A 19,891-nucleotide genomic window follows, 5' to 3' on the forward strand; every position below is an offset into this window, starting at 1 on the left:
TGGACACTGCAGAGAGGAAACGCGTTGATCGCGCTTGCGCTCCCGGCCCAAGATTCAGGAGAGTTTACACCTCCTGGTATTAACGAAATGCATTTGCCGGCAATCCTGCCGTGGGGTGCCGCAGAAGGATTCTCCAAGCAGATGCTGCTGGTCCTCCTCTCTGTCGTCTTTATCGCCGTCTTCTTCGTGCTGGCTGCACGCAAGCAGCAGCTGGTACCCGGCAAGCTCCAGTTCGCCGGCGAGGCCGCATACGGCTTCGTCCGCAACGGCATCGCCAAGGACATCATCGGCGGCCGCGACTTCATCAAGTACGTGCCCCTGCTGTTCAGCCTGTTCTTCTTCATCCTGGTGAACAACATCTACGGCGCCATCCCGGTCATCCAGCTCCCCACGTTCTCGCACGTCGGCGGAGCCTACGTCCTGGCCGGCATCGTCTACTTCACCTGGATCGCCATCGGCGTCAAGAAGAACGGCCTGCGCTACTTCAAGCTGGCCACCGTTCCGTCGGGTGTTCCATGGTTCATCCTGCCGATCGTTATCCCGATCGAGATCATCTCGAACTTCGTCGTCCGGCCCGTAACGCACAGCCTCCGTCTGTTCGCCACCATGCTCGCCGGCCACCTCATCGTGATGATCGCCGGTTCCGGCATCGAATACCTGGTCATGCAGGAAAGCATCCTCCTGAAGGGCACCTCGGTCCTGGTGCTCGCGGGTGCGATCGCCATGTACATGCTTGAGGCCCTGATCATGGTCCTGCAGGCGTACGTCTTTACACTGCTGACGGCGATCTACATCGAAGGCGCCCTGCACGCCGACAGCCACTAGGCGCCCTGCCGACAGGCACACACAAATCTTCCCCTCGCGGGGATGAAGCAACCCAAACAACCTGCCACATGGGTGGCATCTTGAAAGGAAGAAAAATGGAAGGCACAATCAACGGCTCCCTCAACCTCATCGGCTACGGTCTCTCGGCCATCGGCGGTGGTATCGGTGTGGGTCTCGTGTTCGCCGCTTACATCAACGGTGTTGCACGTCAGCCGGAGGCTCAGCGCGTGCTGCAGCCGATCGCATTCCTTGGTCTGGCACTGACCGAAGCCCTCGCCATCCTTGGTCTCGTCTTCGCCTTCGTCCTTTCCTAGTCCTGGCGCGAAGCGAACATTCAGAACCGAGTAGATAAGGACGGGTGAAATATGAATCAGCTGATCATCTCAGCCGCCACTGAAGGCGAAAAGGTTAACCCCCTCGTTCCCAACCTTTGGGAAATGGGCGTTGTCCTGGTTGGCTTCGCGATTCTCATGTTCATCGTGGTCAAGTTTGTTGTCCCGATGTTCGAGAAGACCTTTGCCGAGCGAGCCGAAGCCATCGAAGGCGGCATTGCCAAGGCTGAGAAAGCCCAGGCTGAGGCGTCTGCTGCACTCGAAGAGTACAAGCAGCAGCTGACCGACGCCCGCACCGAAGCAAACCGCATCCGTGAGGAAGCACGCGCCGAAGGTGCGCAGATCCTCGCGGACCTCAAGGAGAAGGCTGCTGCAGAGTCTGCGCGCATCACTGCGCAGGCACACGCACAGATCGAATCCGAGCGCCAGGCGGCCGTTGTGTCCCTGCGCTCCGAGGTTGGCACCCTGGCCACCACCCTTGCGGGCCGCATCGTGGGCGAATCGCTCAACGACGACGACCGCGCAGCACGGGTCGTGGACCGGTTCCTGGCAGATCTGGAGACCCAGAGCGCAGGTGCAGCTAAGTAATGGCAGGCGTATCGAGCGAATCGCTGGCAACAGCGCTGACCGCGCTGGAAGTAAAGCTTCCCACCGCGTCGCTGCAGCTGGCAAAGGAACTCTTCGGAATTCTGGGAATGGTGGACAGCTCGGCTGGCTTGCGCCGCGCCCTGACTGACCCGTCCCGTAACGGTGACGAAAAGTCGGCGCTGGTCAGGCAGCTGGTTGGCGGAAAAGTCTCCGCTGATGCTGCAGAGGTCGCGGGCGGATTGGCCGGTTCACGCTGGGCATCTGCGCGGGACATCGGCGATGCACTCGAGACTCTTGCCGCAACGGTGGTCATTTCCGTTGCTGAAAACAAGTCGGCCGTTTCTGCCTCCGGCATCACTGGCCTGGAAGAACTGGAGAACGACCTGTTCTCCTTCAACCAGACCGTGGCGTCCAGCCACGAGGTACAACGTGCTCTGTCCGAACCACAGGCCAGCGGGGCCGCCAAGGCTGCCCTTGCCGAAAAGCTGGTGCCCGGTGTCAGTGAGGAAGCAAAAGTCCTCATTACCCAGGCAGTCACCCAGCCCCGCGGCATCAAGGCGACGCGCCTGGTGGAACGGTTCGCCGAGTTGGCGGCCAAGCGGCAGCAGCGCTGGATTGCAACGGTCAGCGTGACCCGTCCCCTGACGTCGACGCAGTTGTCCCGCCTCCAGGCGGGCCTGAACGCGCTGTACGGACGGGAACTGAAGGTCAACATCAACGTTGATCCGGCACTCATTGGCGGCATCCGCGTCCAGGTGGGTGACGAAGTGCTCGACGCTTCGGTCATCAGCCGCCTGGGCGAGCTGCAACGCCAGCTGGCCGGCTAGCCGGACAAGCACAACCAAACTGATAGAAACCCCGGTCACCTGACGGTGATCACAAAACAGGAGAGCAGGGACTGCAGATGGCCGAATTGACCATCAACGCCGACGACGTCCGTAATGCGCTGAACGAGTTCGCGGCGTCCTACGAACCCGGAAACGCAGAACGCGTAGAGGTCGGCCGCGTAACCACCGCTAGTGACGGCATCGCCCGTGTTGAGGGCCTTCCCTCGGTCATGGCGAACGAGCTGCTGCGCTTCGAGGACGGCACCCTGGGCCTCGCCCAGAACCTTGACGTCCGCGAAATCGGCGTCATCATCCTCGGCGACTTCACCGGCATCGAAGAAGGCCAGGAAGTCCACCGCACCGGACAGGTCCTGTCCGTGCCCGTGGGCGACGCCTTCCTCGGCCGCGTTGTCGACCCGCTGGGCGTGCCCATCGACGACCTCGGCGAGATCAAGGCTGAAACCACCCGTGCCCTGGAGCTCCAGGCTCCCGGCGTGACGCAGCGCAAGTCGGTGCACGAGCCGATGCAGACCGGTCTCAAGGCCATCGACGCCATGATCCCGATCGGCCGCGGCCAGCGTCAGCTGATCATTGGTGACCGCCAGACCGGCAAGTCGGCAATCGCGATTGACACCATCATCAACCAGAAGGCCAACTGGGCTTCCGGCGATGTGACCAAGCAGGTCCGCTGCATCTACGTGGCGATCGGCCAGAAGGCATCCACCATTGCCGCTGTCCGCCAGACCCTCGAGGACAACGGCGCGCTTGAGTACACCACCATCGTGGCGTCTCCCGCATCCGACCCTGCCGGCTTCAAGTACCTGGCACCGTACGCCGGTTCCGCGATCGGCCAGCACTGGATGTACGGCGGCAAGCACGTCCTCATCGTGTTTGATGACCTGTCCAAGCAGGCCGAAGCCTACCGCGCCGTGTCCCTGCTTCTCCGCCGCCCGCCGGGACGCGAAGCATACCCGGGTGACGTCTTCTACTTGCACTCCCGTCTCCTGGAGCGTTGTGCAAAGCTCTCCGACGAGCTCGGTGCCGGTTCCATGACGGGCCTGCCGCTGATCGAGACCAAGGCGAACGACGTGTCCGCCTACATCCCGACCAACGTCATCTCCATCACCGACGGCCAGATCTTCCTGCAGTCGGACCTCTTCAACGCCAACCAGCGTCCCGCAGTCGACGTGGGCGTCTCGGTGTCCCGCGTTGGCGGTGCAGCGCAGGTGAAGTCCATGAAGAAGGTCTCCGGCACGTTGAAGCTGGAACTCGCCCAGTACCGTGACATGCAGGCGTTCGCCATGTTTGCCTCGGACCTGGACGCCGCCTCACGCCAGCAGCTCACCCGTGGAGCCCGCCTGATGGAACTGCTCAAGCAGGGCCAGTACTCACCGTTCCCCGTTGAGGACCAGGTTGTCTCCATCTGGGCAGGCACCAACGGCCACCTGGATGACGTCCCGGTTGAGGACGTGAACCGGTTCGAAACCGAGTTCCTGGAACACCTCAAGCACAAGTCCTCCATCCTCACCACGCTGGCGCAGACCAACGTGATGGACGATGACACCGCTGCAGCTCTGAAGTCCGCCATCATCGACTTCAAGAAGGGCTTCTTCGGCGAGGGCGACAACCACTTGGTGGGCGCAGGCCACGAGGCCCATGACGCCATCTCCGAGGGCGAAGTCGACCAGGAAAAGATCGTCAAGCAGAAGCGCTAGTTCCGACGGCCGGGTGTGCCGGGCCCGCAGGGTCCGGCACACCCGGTTTACGGAATGTTAGGAAAGGATAAGTATGGGAGCCCAGATCCGGGTCTACCGCCAGAAGATCAGCTCGACCACGTCGATGCGCAAGATCTTCAAGGCGATGGAACTGATCGCTACCTCGCGCATCGGGAAGGCCCGTGCGCGCGTAGCAGCTTCACTGCCTTACGCGAACGCGATCACGCGCGCCGTTTCTGCTGTCGCCAGCCAAAGCGAAATCGACCACCCGCTGACCACTGAGCCGGAGCAGATCCGCCGTGCCGCCGTCCTGGTAATTACCTCGGACCGCGGCCTGGCAGGTTCGTACTCGGCCAGCGTCCTCAAGCAGGCGGAAGGTCTCAACGAGCTGCTCCACGCCGAAGGCAAGGAAGTCAAGACCTACCTCGTGGGACGCAAGTCCCAGGCTTACTTCGACTTCCGGAACCGCGAATATGCGCGGGTCTGGACCGGAGGAACCGACGCACCCGAGTTCAGCACCGCTCGTGAAATCGGCGCCGCATTGCTGGCCGACTTTGCTGCGGAGTTCGAAGACGGCGGCGTGGACGAAATCCATGTTGTCTACACGCGCTTCAAGTCCATGGTCACCCAGGAGCCCACGGTCATCCGCCTGCTGCCCCTTGAGGTAGTGGAAGAGGAAGCCGCCTCCGAGTCGGACCTGCTGCCGCTGTACGAGTTCGAGCCAGAGACCGAACAGGTCCTCGACGCGTTGCTGCCCCGCTACATCGAGTCGCGCCTGTTCGCAGCAATGCTGCAGGCCGCCGCATCCGAACTGGCTGCCCGCCAGCGCGCGATGAAGTCGGCAGGGGACAATGCCACGGACCTGATCAAGAAGTACACGCGTCTGCGCAACACGGCCCGCCAGGCTGAAATCACGCAGGAGCTCTCCGAGATTGTTGCCGGCGCCGACGCACTTGCGTCCTAGCCTGCACTGCCCCGGATTCCGCGGAACCTGCACCACAACAGATAAACTTAACCCCACGCCATCTACTGAGTGAAGTGAGAGAGATGACTGCCACTGCTACCGAACACGTAGCCGCAACGTCCGGTGCCACCGGCCGTATTGCGCGCGTAATCGGCCCGGTTGTCGACGTCGAATTCCCGGCTGACGCAATCCCGTCGATCTATAACGCCCTCACCACCGAGATTACTCTCAACGGTGAGACCAAGACCATCACGTTCGAGACCTCCCAGCACCTGGGCGACAACCTCGTCCGCGCCATCTCCCTGCAGGCTACTGACGGACTGGTCCGCGGCACCTCAGTGGTGGACTCCGGTGCCCCCATCTCCGTCCCCGTCGGCGACGGCGTCAAGGGCCACATCTTCAACGTGCTGGGCCAGCCCCTGGACGTTACCGAGTCGGAGCTGGACATCAGCGAACGCTGGCCGATCCACCGCAAGGCACCCGCCTTCGCTTCCCTCGAAGGCTCCACCGAGATGCTGGAAACCGGCATCAAGGTCATTGACCTTCTCACCCCGTACATCAAGGGTGGCAAGATCGGCCTGTTCGGTGGCGCCGGCGTGGGCAAGACCGTTCTGATCCAGGAAATGATCACCCGTGTTGCCCGCAACTTCGGTGGTACTTCCGTGTTCGCCGGTGTTGGCGAGCGTACCCGTGAGGGCAACGACCTCTGGGTGGAAATGGAAGAGGCAGGCGTCCTCAAGGACACCGCCCTTGTATTCGGCCAGATGGATGAGCCGCCGGGAACGCGCCTCCGCGTAGCCCTGTCCGCCCTGACCATGGCGGAGTACTTCCGCGATGTCCAGAACCAGGACGTGCTGCTGTTCATCGACAACATCTTCCGCTTCACGCAGGCAGGTTCCGAGGTTTCCACCCTGCTCGGCCGCATGCCGTCCGCCGTGGGCTACCAGCCCAACCTGGCCGACGAAATGGGTCTCCTGCAGGAGCGCATTACCTCCACCAAGGGCCACTCCATCACCTCGATGCAGGCCATCTACGTTCCCGCAGATGACTACACCGACCCGGCCCCGGCCACCACGTTCGCGCACCTGGACGCCACCACGGAACTTTCCCGTGAAATCGCATCCCGTGGCCTGTACCCGGCCGTGGATCCGCTGACGTCCACGTCACGAATCCTGGACCCGCAGTACATCGGCAAGGACCACTACAACACGGCTGTCCGTGTGAAGCAGATCCTGCAGAAGAACAAGGAACTCCAGGACATCATCGCCATCCTCGGCGTTGACGAACTCTCCGAAGAGGACAAGATCGTCGTGTCGCGTGCACGCCGTATCCAGCAGTTCCTTTCGCAGAACACCTACACCGCCAAGCAGTTCACCGGCGTCGAAGGCTCCACGGTTTCCATCAAGGACACCGTCGAAGGCTTCACCGCCATCTGCGACGGCGAGCTCGACCACATTGCGGAGCAGGCGTTCTTCAACGTCGGCGGCCTCGATGACGTTGAGCGCCAGTGGGCCAAGATCCAGGAACAGACCAAGTAATATGGCTGAGCTTGAGGTTGAGATTGTCGCAGCGGACCACTTTGTGTGGTCCGGAGCGGCCACGATGGTCAAGGCCCGCACCAGTGATGGTGAGATCGGAATCCTGCCCGGCCACTCGCCCCTGCTGGCGATCCTGGCCGAAGGTGAACTCGCGATTCAGCCGGTGTCCGGGGACCGTATTGCGGTCGATGTTGACGGCGGGTTCTTCTCCGTCGACAACAACCGGGTAGTCATTGTTGCTGACAACGCCCAGCTGGGCGGCTCGGCTACCGCTGGGATCCGCTAGCACGACCTTGATGGACGCACCGGGTATTTCGTTCATCGCACTGGCAGTCGCCTTCGGATTGCTGATTTTTGCACTGTGCCTTTCGGGGGTGCGCCGCTTTAACCTGCGGCGTGCCCTCGGTACGGTGGACGCCTCCATTTGCATGGCTGGAAACAGCTGGCAGATGGGGGTTTGTCGTTATCAGGACAACGACCTTGAGTGGTTCCGGCTGCTCTCGCTCAGTGTCCGCCCAAAACACAAGTTCAAGCGGCATTCCCTTGAACTCCTTGGCCGCCGCAAGCCCACCGAAGCCGAAGCCGTCAAGGTACAGCCGGACGTCGTCATCGTGGAGCTGCGCTACGAGGGCCAGGACCTCCGGCTCGCCATGAAGTTCGATGCCTACACGGGCCTGTCTTCGTGGCTGGAAGCCGGTCCGGTCATCGGCGTCGGCACCTGGCGTTAGCCGCGTGGACTGGATCTTTGATGTCCGGCTGACCGACGGCCCCCTCTACTGGGCCTCGCTGATCCTGGGCCTCGCCGGAGCCGCGTTCCTCCTGCTGCCGCCGCCGCCGCACGGTCCGCTGCACGGTCCGCTGCACTGGCTCTACCGGGTCATTGCCGCCGTTGCCGTGGCCTTTGCGCTGGTGGCCTCTGTCCACTGGGCGCTGATCAACCTGTATTCCGTCTTCCCGGAAAACATCCCGGACCCGGTCCTCCTGTGGCTGGTGCCCGCTGTGGCCGCGGTCCTCCTGTGGCTGTTCCTCCTGCCGCGCAACTCCTGGCGCCGCCGTGGCGGTGGCCTGGCGGCCGTACTGCTGGTGATTGCCCTGTCGAGCGTGCAAATCAACGCCTACTTCGGCCTCAACCGCACGGTGAGCGACCTGATGGGCACCGCCCTTGCCCGCATTCCTGCCCTGGAACAAAACCTCGTTAGGCCGGCGGGAACGCCCGACGGCGTGGCGCTGCAGGGCTGGCGCCCGCAAGGGGACATCCCGGACGGGGGAGTCCTGCGCAAGGCCGCCATTCCGGGCCCCATCTCCGGCATGGATACCCGGGACGCCTTCATCTACCTTCCTCCGGCGTACTTTGCACAGAACCGTCCGGCGTTGCCCCGTTTTGGTCCTCATCGCCGGCCAGCCCGGTGGTCCGGCCGACTGGCTGACCGGCGGTGCCCTCCGCGGCCACATGGACTCCTTTGCTGCCGCGCATGGCGGCGTGGCTCCCGTGGTGGTGGTCCCCGACGCCAACGGGTCGCAGAACGCCAACACCATGTGCATGGACAGCCAGATCGCCCACGCTGATACCTATCTGTCGCAGGATGTGCCGCGGTGGATCAGCTCCACCCTTGCCGTGGACACGAACAATGCGCACTGGGCGGTAGGGGGATTCTCATTCGGCGGCACCTGCGCCATCCAGCTGGGAACCCGCCACCCGGACCTGTTCCCCGAGGTCCTCGCATTCTCTGCGGAAGCCGAGCCCGCCATCGCCAAGGAACGCCAGAAGACCATCGACACCGCCTTCCCGGGGGACCCCGAGGCGTTCCTGCGGCAGACGCCGCTGGCCATCATGGCGGACAAGCGTTTTGACGGCCACGGCCTGTACCTGACAGCAGGGCAGAACGATACTGAGTTCGTGGGCTACCTCAGGACCCTGGCCGCCGCCGCCCAGGACGCCGGATTCACCGTGCGCGCCTACGAGGTGGAGCACACCGGGCACTCCTGGGACACGTCGTCCAGGCGGTTCGGCGATGCCCTGCAGTTCCTCGCAGACCAGTGGGCGGCCGGCGGATGAGCGGCGGACAGGACACCCGGACCATGGCTTTGGCCTGGGACACCGTGGTCCGCCCAGCGCTGGGCAGGGCAGCAGCGGGGCTGAAGGCCATGCCGTTCACGCTTGCCGTCCTTGCCCTGTTTGTTGGGACCGGCGCGGCGACGGACAGCTTCCTGGCCGGTCCCTCCGAGCAGCTGCTGGATGTGGCCGGCGTCAGCGGTCCCGGACTGCGCGAGGGCCGCTGGTGGTCGCTGTTCACCAGCCTCTTCTTCGCCACCAACCCCACCGCTTATGTGGTGGCGGCATTGATGATCATTGTGCTGCTGGGCCTGGCCGAACGAAAACTCGGATTCCGGGCTGCCGCTGCACTGTTCCTGGGCGGCCAGTTCGCGGCCGTCACGCTGTTCCTCCTGGTCACCCAGCTCGCGGCCTACGTGGGGGACGGCTGGCTCGACACCATGACCGACGTCATCCTGATTGGCCCCTACGCCCCGGTGCTCGCCGCAGGCATGGCAGGCAGCGCCCGGCTGCCGGTGCTCTGGCAGCGGCGCCTGCGGACGGCGGCACTCTCGATCTCGCTCCTGCTGGTCCTGTACGTGGGCCATGCCGAGACGGTGATCGGACTCCTGGGCGCACTGCTGGGGCTGCTGGTGGGCTGGTGGATCCAAGGGGACGAAGGCAGGCTCCACCGGCACCGCTCCACCGGAAGGGAAGCCCGAAACCTGCTGGCCCTGATGGTGGCCGTGTTCGCCGTCGGGCCCATCCTCACCGGGATCACCCGGGCGCCCACCGGGCCGCTGGCGCTGCTCCGGGACGTTGTCCTGAACCCGCTGCCCACGCTGGGCCAACTGGCTTTCAATTGCGGGGCCACCGTGGAAGCGTCCTGCCTTGAAGCGGGAAGGGCAGGTTTCGGCGGTCCGTTCGGCCTGGCGCTGGCAGTGGTCCCGGTGGTCCTGCTGCTGATTTGCGCCGACGGGATGCGCCGGGGACGCAGGATGGCGCTGAACATTGCGTTGGCGATCCAGCTGGCCGTGACGGCCCTGGCCGCCGTGTACCTTGCACTGTTCGCCCTCGTTCCCTCCCGGCCGCAGGGCCCCCACGCAGCGCCCATGGGGTCCGCCTTTGCCCATGTGCTTCCGCTGGTAGTGGTGCCGCTGCTGCTGTCCGTCATCCTGTGGCTGAACCGGAGGCAGTTCCGGGTGCAGACCCTCCCCACCGCCCGGCGCACGCTTACCGTCCTGGTGGGCGGCTCCTGGGGGGTGCTGGCTGCCGCGTACGCCACCGCATGGTTCGCCTCTGGCGGGATGTCCCGCGACGGCGGGATGCTGGGCCTGTTTGCCGAGTTGGCCAGGCAGTACGTACCGGTGCCGATTCCGCAGCATTACCACCGTGTCTTCGCGGACCGTAACACTGTGGAGGCCGTCCTCTTCGCCTATTCCGGACCGGTGTTCTGGCTCATTGCGCTGGCAGCCGTATGGTGGGCGCTGCTGGGTGGAAACCATGGCCACGACTCCGGCCGGCAGGACAGGGCACGGGCGCGGACGCTGCTCCACCAGGGCGGCGGCCCGCTGTCCTGGATGGCCCTGTGGGAACCGAATACCTATTGGTTCAGCCCGGACGGCCAGGGCGCCATGGCCTACCAGCGGCACGGCAGTGTGGCCCTCACCCTCGGATGTGCCATCGGCCCCGCCGGATCCCAGCTTGCCGTCACGGAGGGATTCCTCTCCCATTGCCGGCGCGAGGCGCTGATTCCGGCACTGTATTCCTGCGACGACACCGTCTGGCCGTTCCTGCGTGAGCGCGGCTTCTCCCGGGTATCGGTGGCCCAGGAAACCCGGCTGGCCATCCGGGAGCTGGAATTCAAGGGCAAGGAGTGGCAGAACGTCCGGACTGCGCTGAACCGGGCAGCCAAGCTGGGAGTCCATGCCGTCTGGGGTCCCTACAGCGGACTGCCGGTTGCCTTGCGCACCCGGCTGAGCGAAGTGTCCGAGGAATGGGCCGCCGGAAAGTCTGTTCCGGAAATGGGGTTCACCCTTGGCAGCGTGGACGGGCTCGACGACGATGAGGTGCTGTGCTGCCTCGCCGTTGACGGTGAGGGCAGGGTCCATGGATTCACCAGTTGGCTGCCCGTGTACGACGACGGCCGCCTCGTCAGCCGGACGCTGGACGTGATGCGCCGGGGCGCCGAGGGTTTCCCCGGCGTGATGGAATTCCTGATCGCCTCCGCTGTCCTGGAACTGCGCGACTCCGTGGAGGTAATTTCGCTGTCCGGCTCACCGCTCGCGAATGACGGCGCTGCCGAGGACACTGCCCAGGGGGGAGCCAAGAACCTGGTCCGCATCCTGGATCTGGTGGGACACGCGCTGGAGCCCGTCTACGGTTTCCGGTCATTGGCGGCCTTCAAGTCCCGTTTCAAGCCGGAGTACCGGGCGTTGTACCTCTACTACCAGGACCCCCTGCAGCTGCCGGCAATCGGCCGCGCCCTCACCCGGGCCTACCTGCCTGGCCTGTCACTGCCCCAGGGCGCGAGACTGGTCCGGAATTTAGTCTGACAAAGACGGCGTCCGCTGCCACATAAACGCCCGGACCGGGCCGGCATAAAGCAAAGGCCAAAGGCCACCCAAACAATGCGGCGGGCAAAAGAATGGTCCCCGGCACGTGTGCCGGGGACCATTCTTTGCTGATGAGGCTTAGCAGTCTGTCCGCAGACTAGACGAGCGTAACGCCGGTGGCCTGCGGGCCCTTGGCGCCCTGGCCGATCTCGAACTGAACGCGCTGGTTCTCGTCGAGGGTCTTGAAACCGCCGGTCTGGATCTCGGAGTAGTGGACGAAGACGTCGCCGTCGGAGTCGTCCGGGGTAATGAAGCCGAAGCCCTTTTCAGCGTTGAACCACTTCACAGTTCCCTGTGCCATTTATTTCTCCTCATTGTGGAACTTTCTTAAGATCGGCACACTTCGTACCGGCCTTGGTCACTCCGCGAGAAGAATCCTGAATAGCCGTCCGGAATAGGAACTGGCCCTGCAGGAGCTTCGCGCTCGCAACATGTCTTGCGAGCATGAAAAACACCTACACAAAGACTGACTTAAGAATTTCATGCCCGTTCCCGCAGGTCAACGCTCCGGCGGCGGAAACGGACAAATTTTAGGTAAAAACCGGGTTGCGGGCCTTCTGCGAACACAATTGGCCAATGCCGGAAGGACAAATGGCGTTAGAAGAGCCGGGATTCACTGTCGTCGACACCGCGCATTGCGTCGTAATCCAGGGTGACGCAATCAATCCCGCGGTCGTTGGCGAGTACCTTGGCCTGCGGCTTGATCTGCTGGGCAGCGAAAATGCCGCGCACCGGTGCCAGGAGGGGGTCGCGGTTCAACAGCTCGAGGTAGCGGGTGAGTTGCTCCACGCCGTCGATGTCCCCGCGCCGCTTGAGTTCGATGGCCACCGTTGCGCCGTCGCCGTCCCGGGCCAGAATGTCCACCGGGCCGATGGCCGTGAAGTATTCGCGCCGGATCAGTGAATAGCCTGTTCCCAGCGTTTCGATCTGGTCGGCCAGGAGCCGCTGGAGGTCCGCTTCCACGCCGTCCTTGATCAGGCCCGGGTCCACGCCGAGGTCGTGCGAGGTTTCGCTGAGCTTTTCATGGATATTGATGATCAGCCGGTCATCCGTCTTGGCGGACTGGACCGTCCATTGCTCCGCGACTCCCAGCTCCAGGTCTACGTCCTCCGGTGACGAAACACGGAGCGTGGCCGGCGGGCTCATCCAGTTCAGGGGCTTGTACGAGCCACCGTCTGAATGCACAAGGACAGAGCCGTCCGCCTTGACCAGCAGGAGCCTGGTGGCGAGGGGCAGATGGGCTTTGAGCCGGCCAACATAATCAACGGAGCATCGGGCAATCACAAGTCGCACGCCGTACACACTACCGGGTACCGGCGCGGGAAGACCGACGGGGGCGCCGGCGGCAGTGCATCACCCGCCGCGGAGAGGCTGCAGTGGTGTCCCGTCCCGTTGGGGCAGAATGGAGGCATGCCGCGCTCCAACCGTCCCCGCCGTCCCGTGTCCGGTAAGGCTGCGGCAGCCGGGCGGGGAACCGGGAAAAAGGGGAACGGTGACATTCCCGAGCTGGACCTCGAACGGGCCCGGGCAGGTATCGCCCGCCGGGAGAGCGCCCCGGACGGGGAATGGATGGTCCGCAGCATGACAGCGCGGAACGCGGCGAAGACCTACATCTGCCCCGAATGTTCCACCGCCGTGCTGCCCGGGGTGGCGCACCTGGTGGTTTGGAAGGACGACCACCTGTTCGGTGCCGCCGCCGGCCTCGCCGAACGCCGCCACTGGCACACGAACTGCTGGAATTCACGCAGCTACCGGTACCGGTGACGCGGCACTGAACGGCCGGCGCGGGGGAGCCCCGGCCCGGGAAGCCGCCCCCTGTCGCTAAGCTGGCAGGCATGACTTTTGATCCGGCGTCGTACGAATTCACCCAGGCCGCTGGCCCCGTTCCCATCCGTGCCTCCACCGTGCTGCCGGCCAGGCGTGAGAACGTCGAGCTGCAGACAGCGGACGGGCACAGGCTGGTGGGCGAGCTCGCCCTGCCGGAATCCGGCGAGGTCCGGGCCACGCTGATCACGCTGCACCCGCTTCCCACGCACGGCGGCTTCATGGACTCGCACGTCTACCGCAAGGCGTCCTACCGGCTGCCGGCGCTGGCCGGCATCGCGGTGCTGCGTTTCAACACGCGCGGCACCGGCTCCCCCCGGGGCACCAGCACAGGTGCGTTCGAGGAAGGCGTCGGTGAACGCCACGACGTGGAAGCGGCGGTCCGCTTCGCCGTCGAACGCGGACTGCCCAACCGGTGGCTGGTGGGCTGGTCCTTCGGCACGGAACTGGCCCTGATGTACGGGGCCACCGAACCTGTCGCTTCGCAGGTGGAGGGTGCTGTCCTGCTGTCCCCGCCGCTGCACCGGGCCACGGACAAGCACCTGCAGCTGTGGGCCGAAGCGGGCAAACCGCTGACGGTCCTGGTGCCGGAGCACGATGACTTCCTCCAGCCCGCCGAGGCGGCAGCCCGCTTCAGCCTGGTTCCCCAAGCGCACGTGCTGGGCGTGGACGGCGCAAAGCATCTGTGGGTGGGCGAGAAGTACGCTGCACGGGTCCTGAACGAGATTGTGGGGCGGGTGTCCGCCGCGGGCGGGAACGCCGCTGCGCTGCCGACGGAGTGGGACGGGCCTACGGCGACTGCCGCCTCCTGACCCGTCCCTTAATAGGGCATCCCTGCGGTTGTCAGGCTAGTGCTGGTCCTGCCGGACGATGTAGATCTCCTTGATCAGCAACAGGATGGCAGCCGCGGTGGGAATCGCGATGAGTGCGCCGAGGACCCCCAGCAGGCTGCCGCCGGCGATCACCGAAATGACGGCGACGGCACCGGGAACGGCCACAGCCTTTTGCATGATGCGCGGCGAGATGAAGTAGGCCTCGAACTGGAGGTAGGCAAAGTAGCAGATGGCGTAGATGGCGGCCGTCTGCCAGCCCACCGTCAGGGCGATCAGGACCACGACGACTCCGGCGATCATGGCACCCACCAGCGGGATGAAGGCAAGCAATGCCACCACGAACGCGAGCAGCAGGGCGAACGGGATGCCCACGATCGACATCACGATGAAGGCAAAGGTGGCATTGAGCAGCGCAACGCAGGCCTGGCCGATGACGTAGTTGCCCACGGACTTGGTGATAGCGTCCGACAACGCCTCCACCCGGTGCCGGCGGGAACGAGGTGCCAGCCGGTAACCCCATTTCTTCATCGCGGGCAGGGCAGCCAGGAAGTAGAGGCTCAGCACCAGGACAATAAGGGCACCGAAGAGGCCATTGGCCACCGTGGAGCCGAACCCCACGACGCCGCCGGCGATTCCGCCCACGGCGTTGGGATCGTTGACGAACTTATTCAGCTCTTCGGCGATCCGGTCCCGGACACCGAACTGGTCATCAAGGGTGCGGAAAAGGTCCGAATTCATGAAGTCGCGCACCCACGTGGGCGCCTGCTCCACTATTTCGGTGACCTGCTGAATGATCGTGGGAATCAGGGTGGCAAAGAAGCCCACGACGGCGATAACCAGCACCGAGACTGACATCAGGATTCCGGCCGGCCGGGGGATCTTCCGGTTCTCGAGCCACTTGACCACAGGCTCCAGGCCCAGCGCGATGAAGAGCGCCGCAACGATCCACAGGAGAAGTTGGGTGGTGTGGGACCCGATCCAGTAGACCAGCAGCGCCACACCGACGCCGACTGTCCCCATGAAGCCCATGTAGAGCGGGTGCTGCGGGGACATCCGTGGCCCGGGCGCGCCGAACTGGGGACGCGCTACGCCGTCGGGGTCCTCGGTGGTTTGGTCCTGCTGGGAGTATTCCGGCGGCATCTCGAAGCGGAGCCGCGGCTGCGCGCCGGGAAGCGGCTGCCGGAGGCGCCGGGCGAGGAAGCCCAGCGCTGCTGCGGCGGCGCCCTTCCGGCCGGCAGTTCCGGAATCCTGGGGGACCGAGGGCGACGGCCCAACGTCCCGTGGATCGCCTGCTGCCTGGGAGGACCCGTCCGTCTTGTCAGTCACTGGTTTTTGGCGCCTGTTCCGTGCATGGCACCGCCTTGGCGGGCCGGTGTGATGATCATCGCAAACACTATCAGCAGGCTTGTCAACACCTGCGGAGGAGCCCCGCAGCGACGCTTTGCGCGGTGAGCCGAAATGCGATTAAACGGGCCTGAACTGGGGCTCGTGGTAACAAAATGGTTACTATTGAAGCTAAACCCCGCTGATGATAGGTGTTCCCTTGCGTTTAAAGACTGCAGCCGCACTTGTGCTGCTCGGCCTCCTGACACTTCTGGCCGGTATCGGCCAGAAGACCATCTGGGCCCCTTCCGAGACCTTTACGGCGTCCGCGCCGGCCGACACTGCGGCAGCTCCGCTGACCGTCTTCGACCAGAAGCTGCGGACACTCCACGGTGGAACCGTCAAGATCGATGTGCAGGGCGACGGCAATTTCATGCTCGCCGCGGGCCGGCCCGACGACGTCGAGGCCTGGGTGGGCACCGCTGCCCACAACACCATCACGGGAACGTCGGAGGATGGCAAGTCCCTGCAGGTTGAACACACCGACGGCGAGGCTGCGGCACCCAACCCTGCAGGATCCGACCTTTGGGTCACCACGGAGAATGCCAGCGGTGAGCTCGAGTACTCCTGGACCCCTCCTGCAGACGGCGACTGGACGTTGCTGCTGGCCGCCGACGGAACAAAGGCTGCTCCCGCGACGGTCTCGATGACCTTCCCCAACGACACCGCCACCCCCTGGGCCATCCCGCTGATGGTCCTCGGCGCACTGCTCATCCTTGGCGGAATTGTCCTCGCAGTGCTCTCTGCCCGCCGGCGCGACGGTGACGGCGACGGCGAGGGCAGCGGATTCGCCCAGCGTGCCCGTGCCCGCAAGCAGGCCCGCACCTCCTCCAGGGTCACCATGGCGGCCGCCGGCGTGGCAGCCGCGGTGCTCGCCGGCACAGGAACTGCCGCCACCGCCGCTACGTCGCCTGCCCCCGCGCCCACAGGCTCGGCCTCCGCGCCGGCCGCCCAGGGCGGCAACGCCGCTCCCGTCCTGCTGGACGTGCAGTTCCGCCGCATCCTGGAGCAGGTATCCAGTGCCGCCGACGCCGGCGACGCCGCCAAGGATGCTGCCAAGCTGGCCGACCGGGTGGGCGGCACGGAGCTGGAAGTCCGTACCTCGAACTACAAGATCCGCTCGCAGGTGGGCTCCTATGAGGCCCGCATGCCGGTCCGTTCCACCAAGCTCCTGACGACGGCGGTCACCACGGACCGCGGATGGCCGCGCTCGGTCCTCGCCGTTTCCCAGGGCGACGGCAACGTGGTTCCCCAGCTGCTGACCCTCGTCCAGAAGTCCCCGCGGGAAAACTACAAGCTGATGGAGACCACGCCGCTCCAGCCGGGCACCACGTTCCCCGCCATCAGCCGGAATGGCACGGAAACCGTGGAAGCGAAGGACAAGACCGGCCTGCTGTACACGGGAGAAGAGGCCCTGTCGGGCCTGGCCGACCGGCTTGGCAATGCCGATTCGGCGTTCAAGGACAAGATCGTGGAAGGCGAATCCTCGCCGTACATTGCCGACACCCTGTCCTACCAGGCCGAAGTGGTCAAGGCCGGCGAAAACGGGAACTTCTCGTTCACCCACAAGGTGGCCCCCGAAGGCACAGTGGTGTTCCGCACCGAAGATGGCGGCGCACTGGTGCTGGGCCGCATCAACTTTGGCTTCGAAGGAACCCCGAAGGCCGCCGGGGACAAGCTCTCCATTGGTGACGACGCTGCAGCCCTGGCCGGAGGCAAGGAAACCACCACGGGCATGGTCCTGAGCTTCGCCGAGTCGGTAGCGGTCTATGTGCCGCCGGCGGGTTCCTCCGATCCCATGAAGCTTGTGGCAGCAACCCGCGGGCTCGTGGGCGCCAGCTTCAAGTAACCGCCCGCACCAAGTAGTCCCATTACCGCAGTACCACCGGCAGCGGCCGCAGTGGCTAGAGTGGGAAGCATGAGTTCGCCTGCTTCCCGTCCAGTCCCTCCGGCCGCTGCCAACCTGCTTAACCTTCGCGGCGCCGTCGATCTTTCCAGCCTGAAGCAACGCCCCGCCGCTCCGTCGCCGTCGCCGTCAGCGGCCCCGCCGGCACTTGACGGACCGGCGGGCACCCCGGCTGCCGGTGCGCCGGGCGGGCCCGGAAATGGCCCCGAGCTGAGGGTCGACGTGACGGAGCAGAACTTCCAGCAGCTCGTGGAGCTCTCCGCGCAGGTGCCTGTGGTCTTTGCCCTGTGGGCTCCGTACTCCCCGGAATCCGCTGCGGCCCTTGAGGTCCTTGACCGTGTGGTGGCCGGCTACGGCGGCCGGCTGGTCCTGGGCGCCGCGGACATCGAAGCGTTCCCGCAGCTTGCCCAGGCCTTCCAGGTCCAGGCCGTGCCCACCGCAGTGGCCGTCCTGAAGGGGCAGCCGGTTCCCCTCTTCCAGGGCCATGCCGAGGAAGAGCAGGTTCGGAGCCTCTTCGACGAGCTGCTGAAAGTTGCCGCCGCCAACGGTGTCACCGGCAGCCTGAACGCCGGGGACGGCGGCGAACCGGAAGAAGCGCCCTTGCCGCCGCTGCACCAGGCCGCGTACGACGCCATCGAAGCTGGGGACTATGAGTCAGCAGCCGAAGCGTACCGGCAGGCCCTTAACGAGATGCCGTCCGATCATGAGGCCAAGGCCGGCCTGGCACAGGTGGAGCTGATGGCCAGGCTCCAGGTGGTGTCCGCCCAGGACAGCGAAGCCGTCCGGGCCCTCGCAGCCAACGAGCCGGACAACATTGAAGCGCAGCTGGGAGTCGCGGACCTGGATGTCGCCGGGGGCCATGTGGAAGATGGGCTGAACCGCGTGGTGGCGTTCATCGGCCGGAACTTCGGCCCGGAGCGCGAGACTGCACGGGTGCGGCTGCTGGAGCTGTTCGACGTCGTAGGAGCCTCGGACGAACGCGTGGCCAAGGCGCGCCAGGCCCTGGCGAGGGTGCTCTTCTAGTGCCGGCGCTCTTTGAGCCGCTGAAGTTGAGGTCGCTGGAACTGCCGCACCGGGGCTGGGTATCGCCCATGTGCCAGTACAGCTGCGACCCCGACGCCGGCCCGGGAGTTCCCAACGACTGGCACCTGATGCATTTGGGCTCCTTTGCCGCCGGCGGGGCCGCGCTGATCCTCACCGAGGCAGCAGCCGTGAACCCCGAAGGCCGCATCAGCCCGCGCGACGCAGGCATCTGGAACGACGATCAGGTGCAGGCCTGGCGGCGGATCACCACGTTCGTTCACCAGCACGGTACGGGCGGGGCCAGGATCGGCGTCCAGTTGGCCCACGCCGGCCGGAAGGCCTCCACGTTCTGGCCGTTTTCCGGCAGGCGCGGGACGGTGCCCGAAGCCGAGGGCGGCTGGTCCACGGTGGGCCCGTCGGCGCTCGCCTTCGAGGGGTATGACGTTCCCGCGGCCATGACCGGAAACCAGATCCAGGCAGTGATCGCGGATTTCGCAACTGCTGCGGCGCGGGCGGTCGACGCCGGCTTCGACACCGTGGAGATCCACGGCGCCCACGGCTACCTGCTGCACCAGTTCCAGAGCCCCTTGAGCAACACCCGTGACGACGAATGGGGCGGCGACGAGAAGCGGCGGAACCGCCTGATGCTCGCCGTCATCGATGCCGTCCGGGCCGCCATCCCGGACTCGATGCCGCTCCTGCTGCGGATTTCCGCCAGCGACTGGGCGCCGGGCGGTATCGGCCTGCCGGAGTCTGTCCGCCTGGCGCGCGAGGCCGCGGAGCATGGCGTGGACCTGATCGACGTTTCCAGCGGGGGAGCGGTGGCCCATCAGGAAATCACCGTGGGACCGGGTTACCAGACCGGTTTCGCCGCCGCCATCCGGGAGGAAGCCGGAGTGCCCACTGGCACCGTGGGACTCCTGACCTCCGCCGGGCAGGCGGAGCATGCCGTGGCCACAGGCCAGGCGGATGCGGTGCTGATTGCCAGGGCGGCGCTCCGCGACCCGCACTGGTGGCTTCGGGCGGCCTTCGAGCTGGGCCATGACCTGCCCTGGGTTCCGCAGTATGATCGCGCCATTCCGCGGCGCTCGTTCTGAGGAGACAGTCCGTGAACGGGCAGTCCGGTCCGAAGCCATCCGATGACGCAGCACCCCGCGGCGCCGTCCCGTCGGGCAACTCCGCGTCAGGCACTTCCCCCTCCGAGCCCACGGGCCGGGAGCTGGAGGCTGCCATCCTGAAGCTGCTGGCCGCCCGGGCAGCCACGTCCACCATTTGCCCGTCCGATGCCGCCCGCGCCGTGGGCGGGGAGCACTGGCGGGCTCTGATGGAGCCGGTCCGCCAAGCCGCCCGCCGGCTGGTTGACGCTGGCGACGCCGAAGTCACCCAAGGCGGTTCCGTGGTGGATCCGGCCACTGCCAAGGGCCCCATCCGCATCCGCAAGGTCCGTTAGGGGCCCGTCCGCGGACGCCGTCGTACGCCTTTGTCG

Annotated in this window: 19 protein-coding genes and 1 pseudogene; 17 read left to right on the plus strand and 3 right to left on the minus strand. The window is 65.4% G+C overall.

The features are described 5' to 3' along the window. Positions 1 to 24: 24 nt before the first annotated feature. The 11 genes and pseudogenes from atpB to OVA06_RS06505 all read left to right on the plus strand — a co-directional run bounded on the left by atpB (position 25) and on the right by OVA06_RS06505 (position 11,376). Positions 25 to 825, plus strand: a complete 801-nt coding sequence (atpB, locus tag OVA06_RS06455; RefSeq protein WP_056085165.1) for a F0F1 ATP synthase subunit A — start codon at positions 25 to 27, stop codon at positions 823 to 825. Positions 826 to 920: 95 nt separating this feature from the next. Further along, on the plus strand, positions 921 to 1,139 hold the full coding sequence (gene atpE / locus OVA06_RS06460; protein ID WP_011775261.1) for an ATP synthase F0 subunit C: 219 nt from the start codon (positions 921 to 923) through the stop codon (positions 1,137 to 1,139). Positions 1,140 to 1,190: 51 nt separating this feature from the next. Beyond that, complete coding sequence (locus OVA06_RS06465) at positions 1,191 to 1,745, plus strand: F0F1 ATP synthase subunit B (RefSeq protein WP_056085167.1); 555 nt, start codon at positions 1,191 to 1,193, stop codon at positions 1,743 to 1,745. Next, complete coding sequence (locus OVA06_RS06470) at positions 1,745 to 2,572, plus strand: F0F1 ATP synthase subunit delta (protein ID WP_056085168.1); 828 nt, start codon at positions 1,745 to 1,747, stop codon at positions 2,570 to 2,572. The genes OVA06_RS06465 and OVA06_RS06470 overlap by 1 nt, the downstream gene beginning before the upstream one ends. 77 nt (positions 2,573 to 2,649) lie before the next feature. Continuing rightward, positions 2,650 to 4,287 carry a F0F1 ATP synthase subunit alpha gene (gene atpA, locus OVA06_RS06475; protein WP_056085170.1) on the plus strand — a complete coding sequence of 546 codons (1,638 nt, stop codon included), beginning with the start codon at positions 2,650 to 2,652 and terminating at the stop codon, positions 4,285 to 4,287. Between the two features lie 73 nt (positions 4,288 to 4,360). Further along, the gene (locus OVA06_RS06480) at positions 4,361 to 5,251 is read left to right on the plus strand and encodes a F0F1 ATP synthase subunit gamma (RefSeq protein ID WP_056085172.1); all 891 of its coding nucleotides are present in this window, start codon (positions 4,361 to 4,363) and stop codon (positions 5,249 to 5,251) included. Positions 5,252 to 5,334: 83 nt separating this feature from the next. Continuing rightward, complete coding sequence (gene atpD, locus OVA06_RS06485; protein WP_015937516.1) at positions 5,335 to 6,789, plus strand: F0F1 ATP synthase subunit beta; 1,455 nt, start codon at positions 5,335 to 5,337, stop codon at positions 6,787 to 6,789. 1 nt (position 6,790) lies between these two features. After that, positions 6,791 to 7,075 (plus strand): F0F1 ATP synthase subunit epsilon, encoded by a 285-nt coding sequence (locus OVA06_RS06490; RefSeq protein ID WP_015937515.1) that lies wholly within the window; start codon positions 6,791 to 6,793, stop codon positions 7,073 to 7,075. 10 nt (positions 7,076 to 7,085) lie between these two features. Continuing rightward, positions 7,086 to 7,517, plus strand: coding sequence for a DUF2550 domain-containing protein (locus OVA06_RS06495; RefSeq protein ID WP_056085174.1), 432 nt, complete (start codon positions 7,086 to 7,088; stop codon positions 7,515 to 7,517). A gap of 4 nt (positions 7,518 to 7,521) precedes the next feature. Continuing rightward, positions 7,522 to 8,845 (plus strand): annotated as a pseudogene (locus tag OVA06_RS19775) (alpha/beta hydrolase). Next, a complete protein-coding gene (locus OVA06_RS06505) occupies positions 8,842 to 11,376 on the plus strand; it encodes a bifunctional lysylphosphatidylglycerol flippase/synthetase MprF (RefSeq protein WP_268157099.1) in 2,535 nt (844 codons plus the stop codon). Before OVA06_RS19775 ends, OVA06_RS06505 begins: the two are co-directional and overlap by 4 nt. Before the next feature lie 157 nt (positions 11,377 to 11,533). Here OVA06_RS06505 and OVA06_RS06510 read toward each other — a convergent pair whose 3' ends face one another. Continuing rightward, positions 11,534 to 11,737: a cold-shock protein gene (locus OVA06_RS06510; protein WP_011692441.1), complete on the minus strand. Its 204-nt coding sequence runs from the start codon at positions 11,735 to 11,737 to the stop codon at positions 11,534 to 11,536. 296 nt (positions 11,738 to 12,033) lie between these two features. Then, a complete protein-coding gene (gene nucS / locus OVA06_RS06515) occupies positions 12,034 to 12,729 on the minus strand; it encodes an endonuclease NucS (RefSeq protein WP_015937511.1) in 696 nt (231 codons plus the stop codon). A gap of 117 nt (positions 12,730 to 12,846) precedes the next feature. On the opposite strand from nucS, the gene OVA06_RS06520 reads away from it, so the two are divergent. After that, a complete protein-coding gene (locus OVA06_RS06520) occupies positions 12,847 to 13,200 on the plus strand; it encodes an ATP/GTP-binding protein (RefSeq protein ID WP_268157102.1) in 354 nt (117 codons plus the stop codon). Between the two features lie 71 nt (positions 13,201 to 13,271). After that, positions 13,272 to 14,072, plus strand: a complete 801-nt coding sequence (locus OVA06_RS06525) for an alpha/beta hydrolase (RefSeq protein ID WP_268157104.1) — start codon at positions 13,272 to 13,274, stop codon at positions 14,070 to 14,072. A 36-nt stretch (positions 14,073 to 14,108) separates the two neighbouring features. Here the strand turns inward: OVA06_RS06525 and OVA06_RS06530 are convergent, their stop codons facing one another. After that, positions 14,109 to 15,419: an AI-2E family transporter gene (locus OVA06_RS06530; RefSeq protein WP_056085182.1), complete on the minus strand. Its 1,311-nt coding sequence runs from the start codon at positions 15,417 to 15,419 to the stop codon at positions 14,109 to 14,111. A 202-nt stretch (positions 15,420 to 15,621) separates the two neighbouring features. On the opposite strand from OVA06_RS06530, the gene OVA06_RS06535 reads away from it, so the two are divergent. The 4 genes from OVA06_RS06535 (at position 15,622) to OVA06_RS06550 (ending at position 19,855) form a co-directional block, all read left to right on the plus strand. Next, positions 15,622 to 17,325 carry a hypothetical protein gene (locus OVA06_RS06535; RefSeq protein WP_268157106.1) on the plus strand — a complete coding sequence of 568 codons (1,704 nt, stop codon included), beginning with the start codon at positions 15,622 to 15,624 and terminating at the stop codon, positions 17,323 to 17,325. Between the two features lie 69 nt (positions 17,326 to 17,394). Further along, complete coding sequence (locus OVA06_RS06540) at positions 17,395 to 18,405, plus strand: tetratricopeptide repeat protein (RefSeq protein ID WP_056085187.1); 1,011 nt, start codon at positions 17,395 to 17,397, stop codon at positions 18,403 to 18,405. Then, positions 18,405 to 19,502, plus strand: a complete 1,098-nt coding sequence (locus tag OVA06_RS06545) for an NADH:flavin oxidoreductase/NADH oxidase (RefSeq protein ID WP_268157110.1) — start codon at positions 18,405 to 18,407, stop codon at positions 19,500 to 19,502. The genes OVA06_RS06540 and OVA06_RS06545 overlap by 1 nt, the downstream gene beginning before the upstream one ends. Positions 19,503 to 19,513: 11 nt before the next feature. Beyond that, entirely contained in the window at positions 19,514 to 19,855 is a 342-nt protein-coding gene (locus tag OVA06_RS06550) for a DUF3253 domain-containing protein (protein ID WP_261619545.1), read from the plus strand. The last annotated feature ends 36 nt before the right edge of the window (positions 19,856 to 19,891 follow it).

Source organism: Pseudarthrobacter sp. SL88, assembly GCF_026672455.1.
GTDB lineage: Bacteria > Actinomycetota > Actinomycetes > Actinomycetales > Micrococcaceae > Arthrobacter.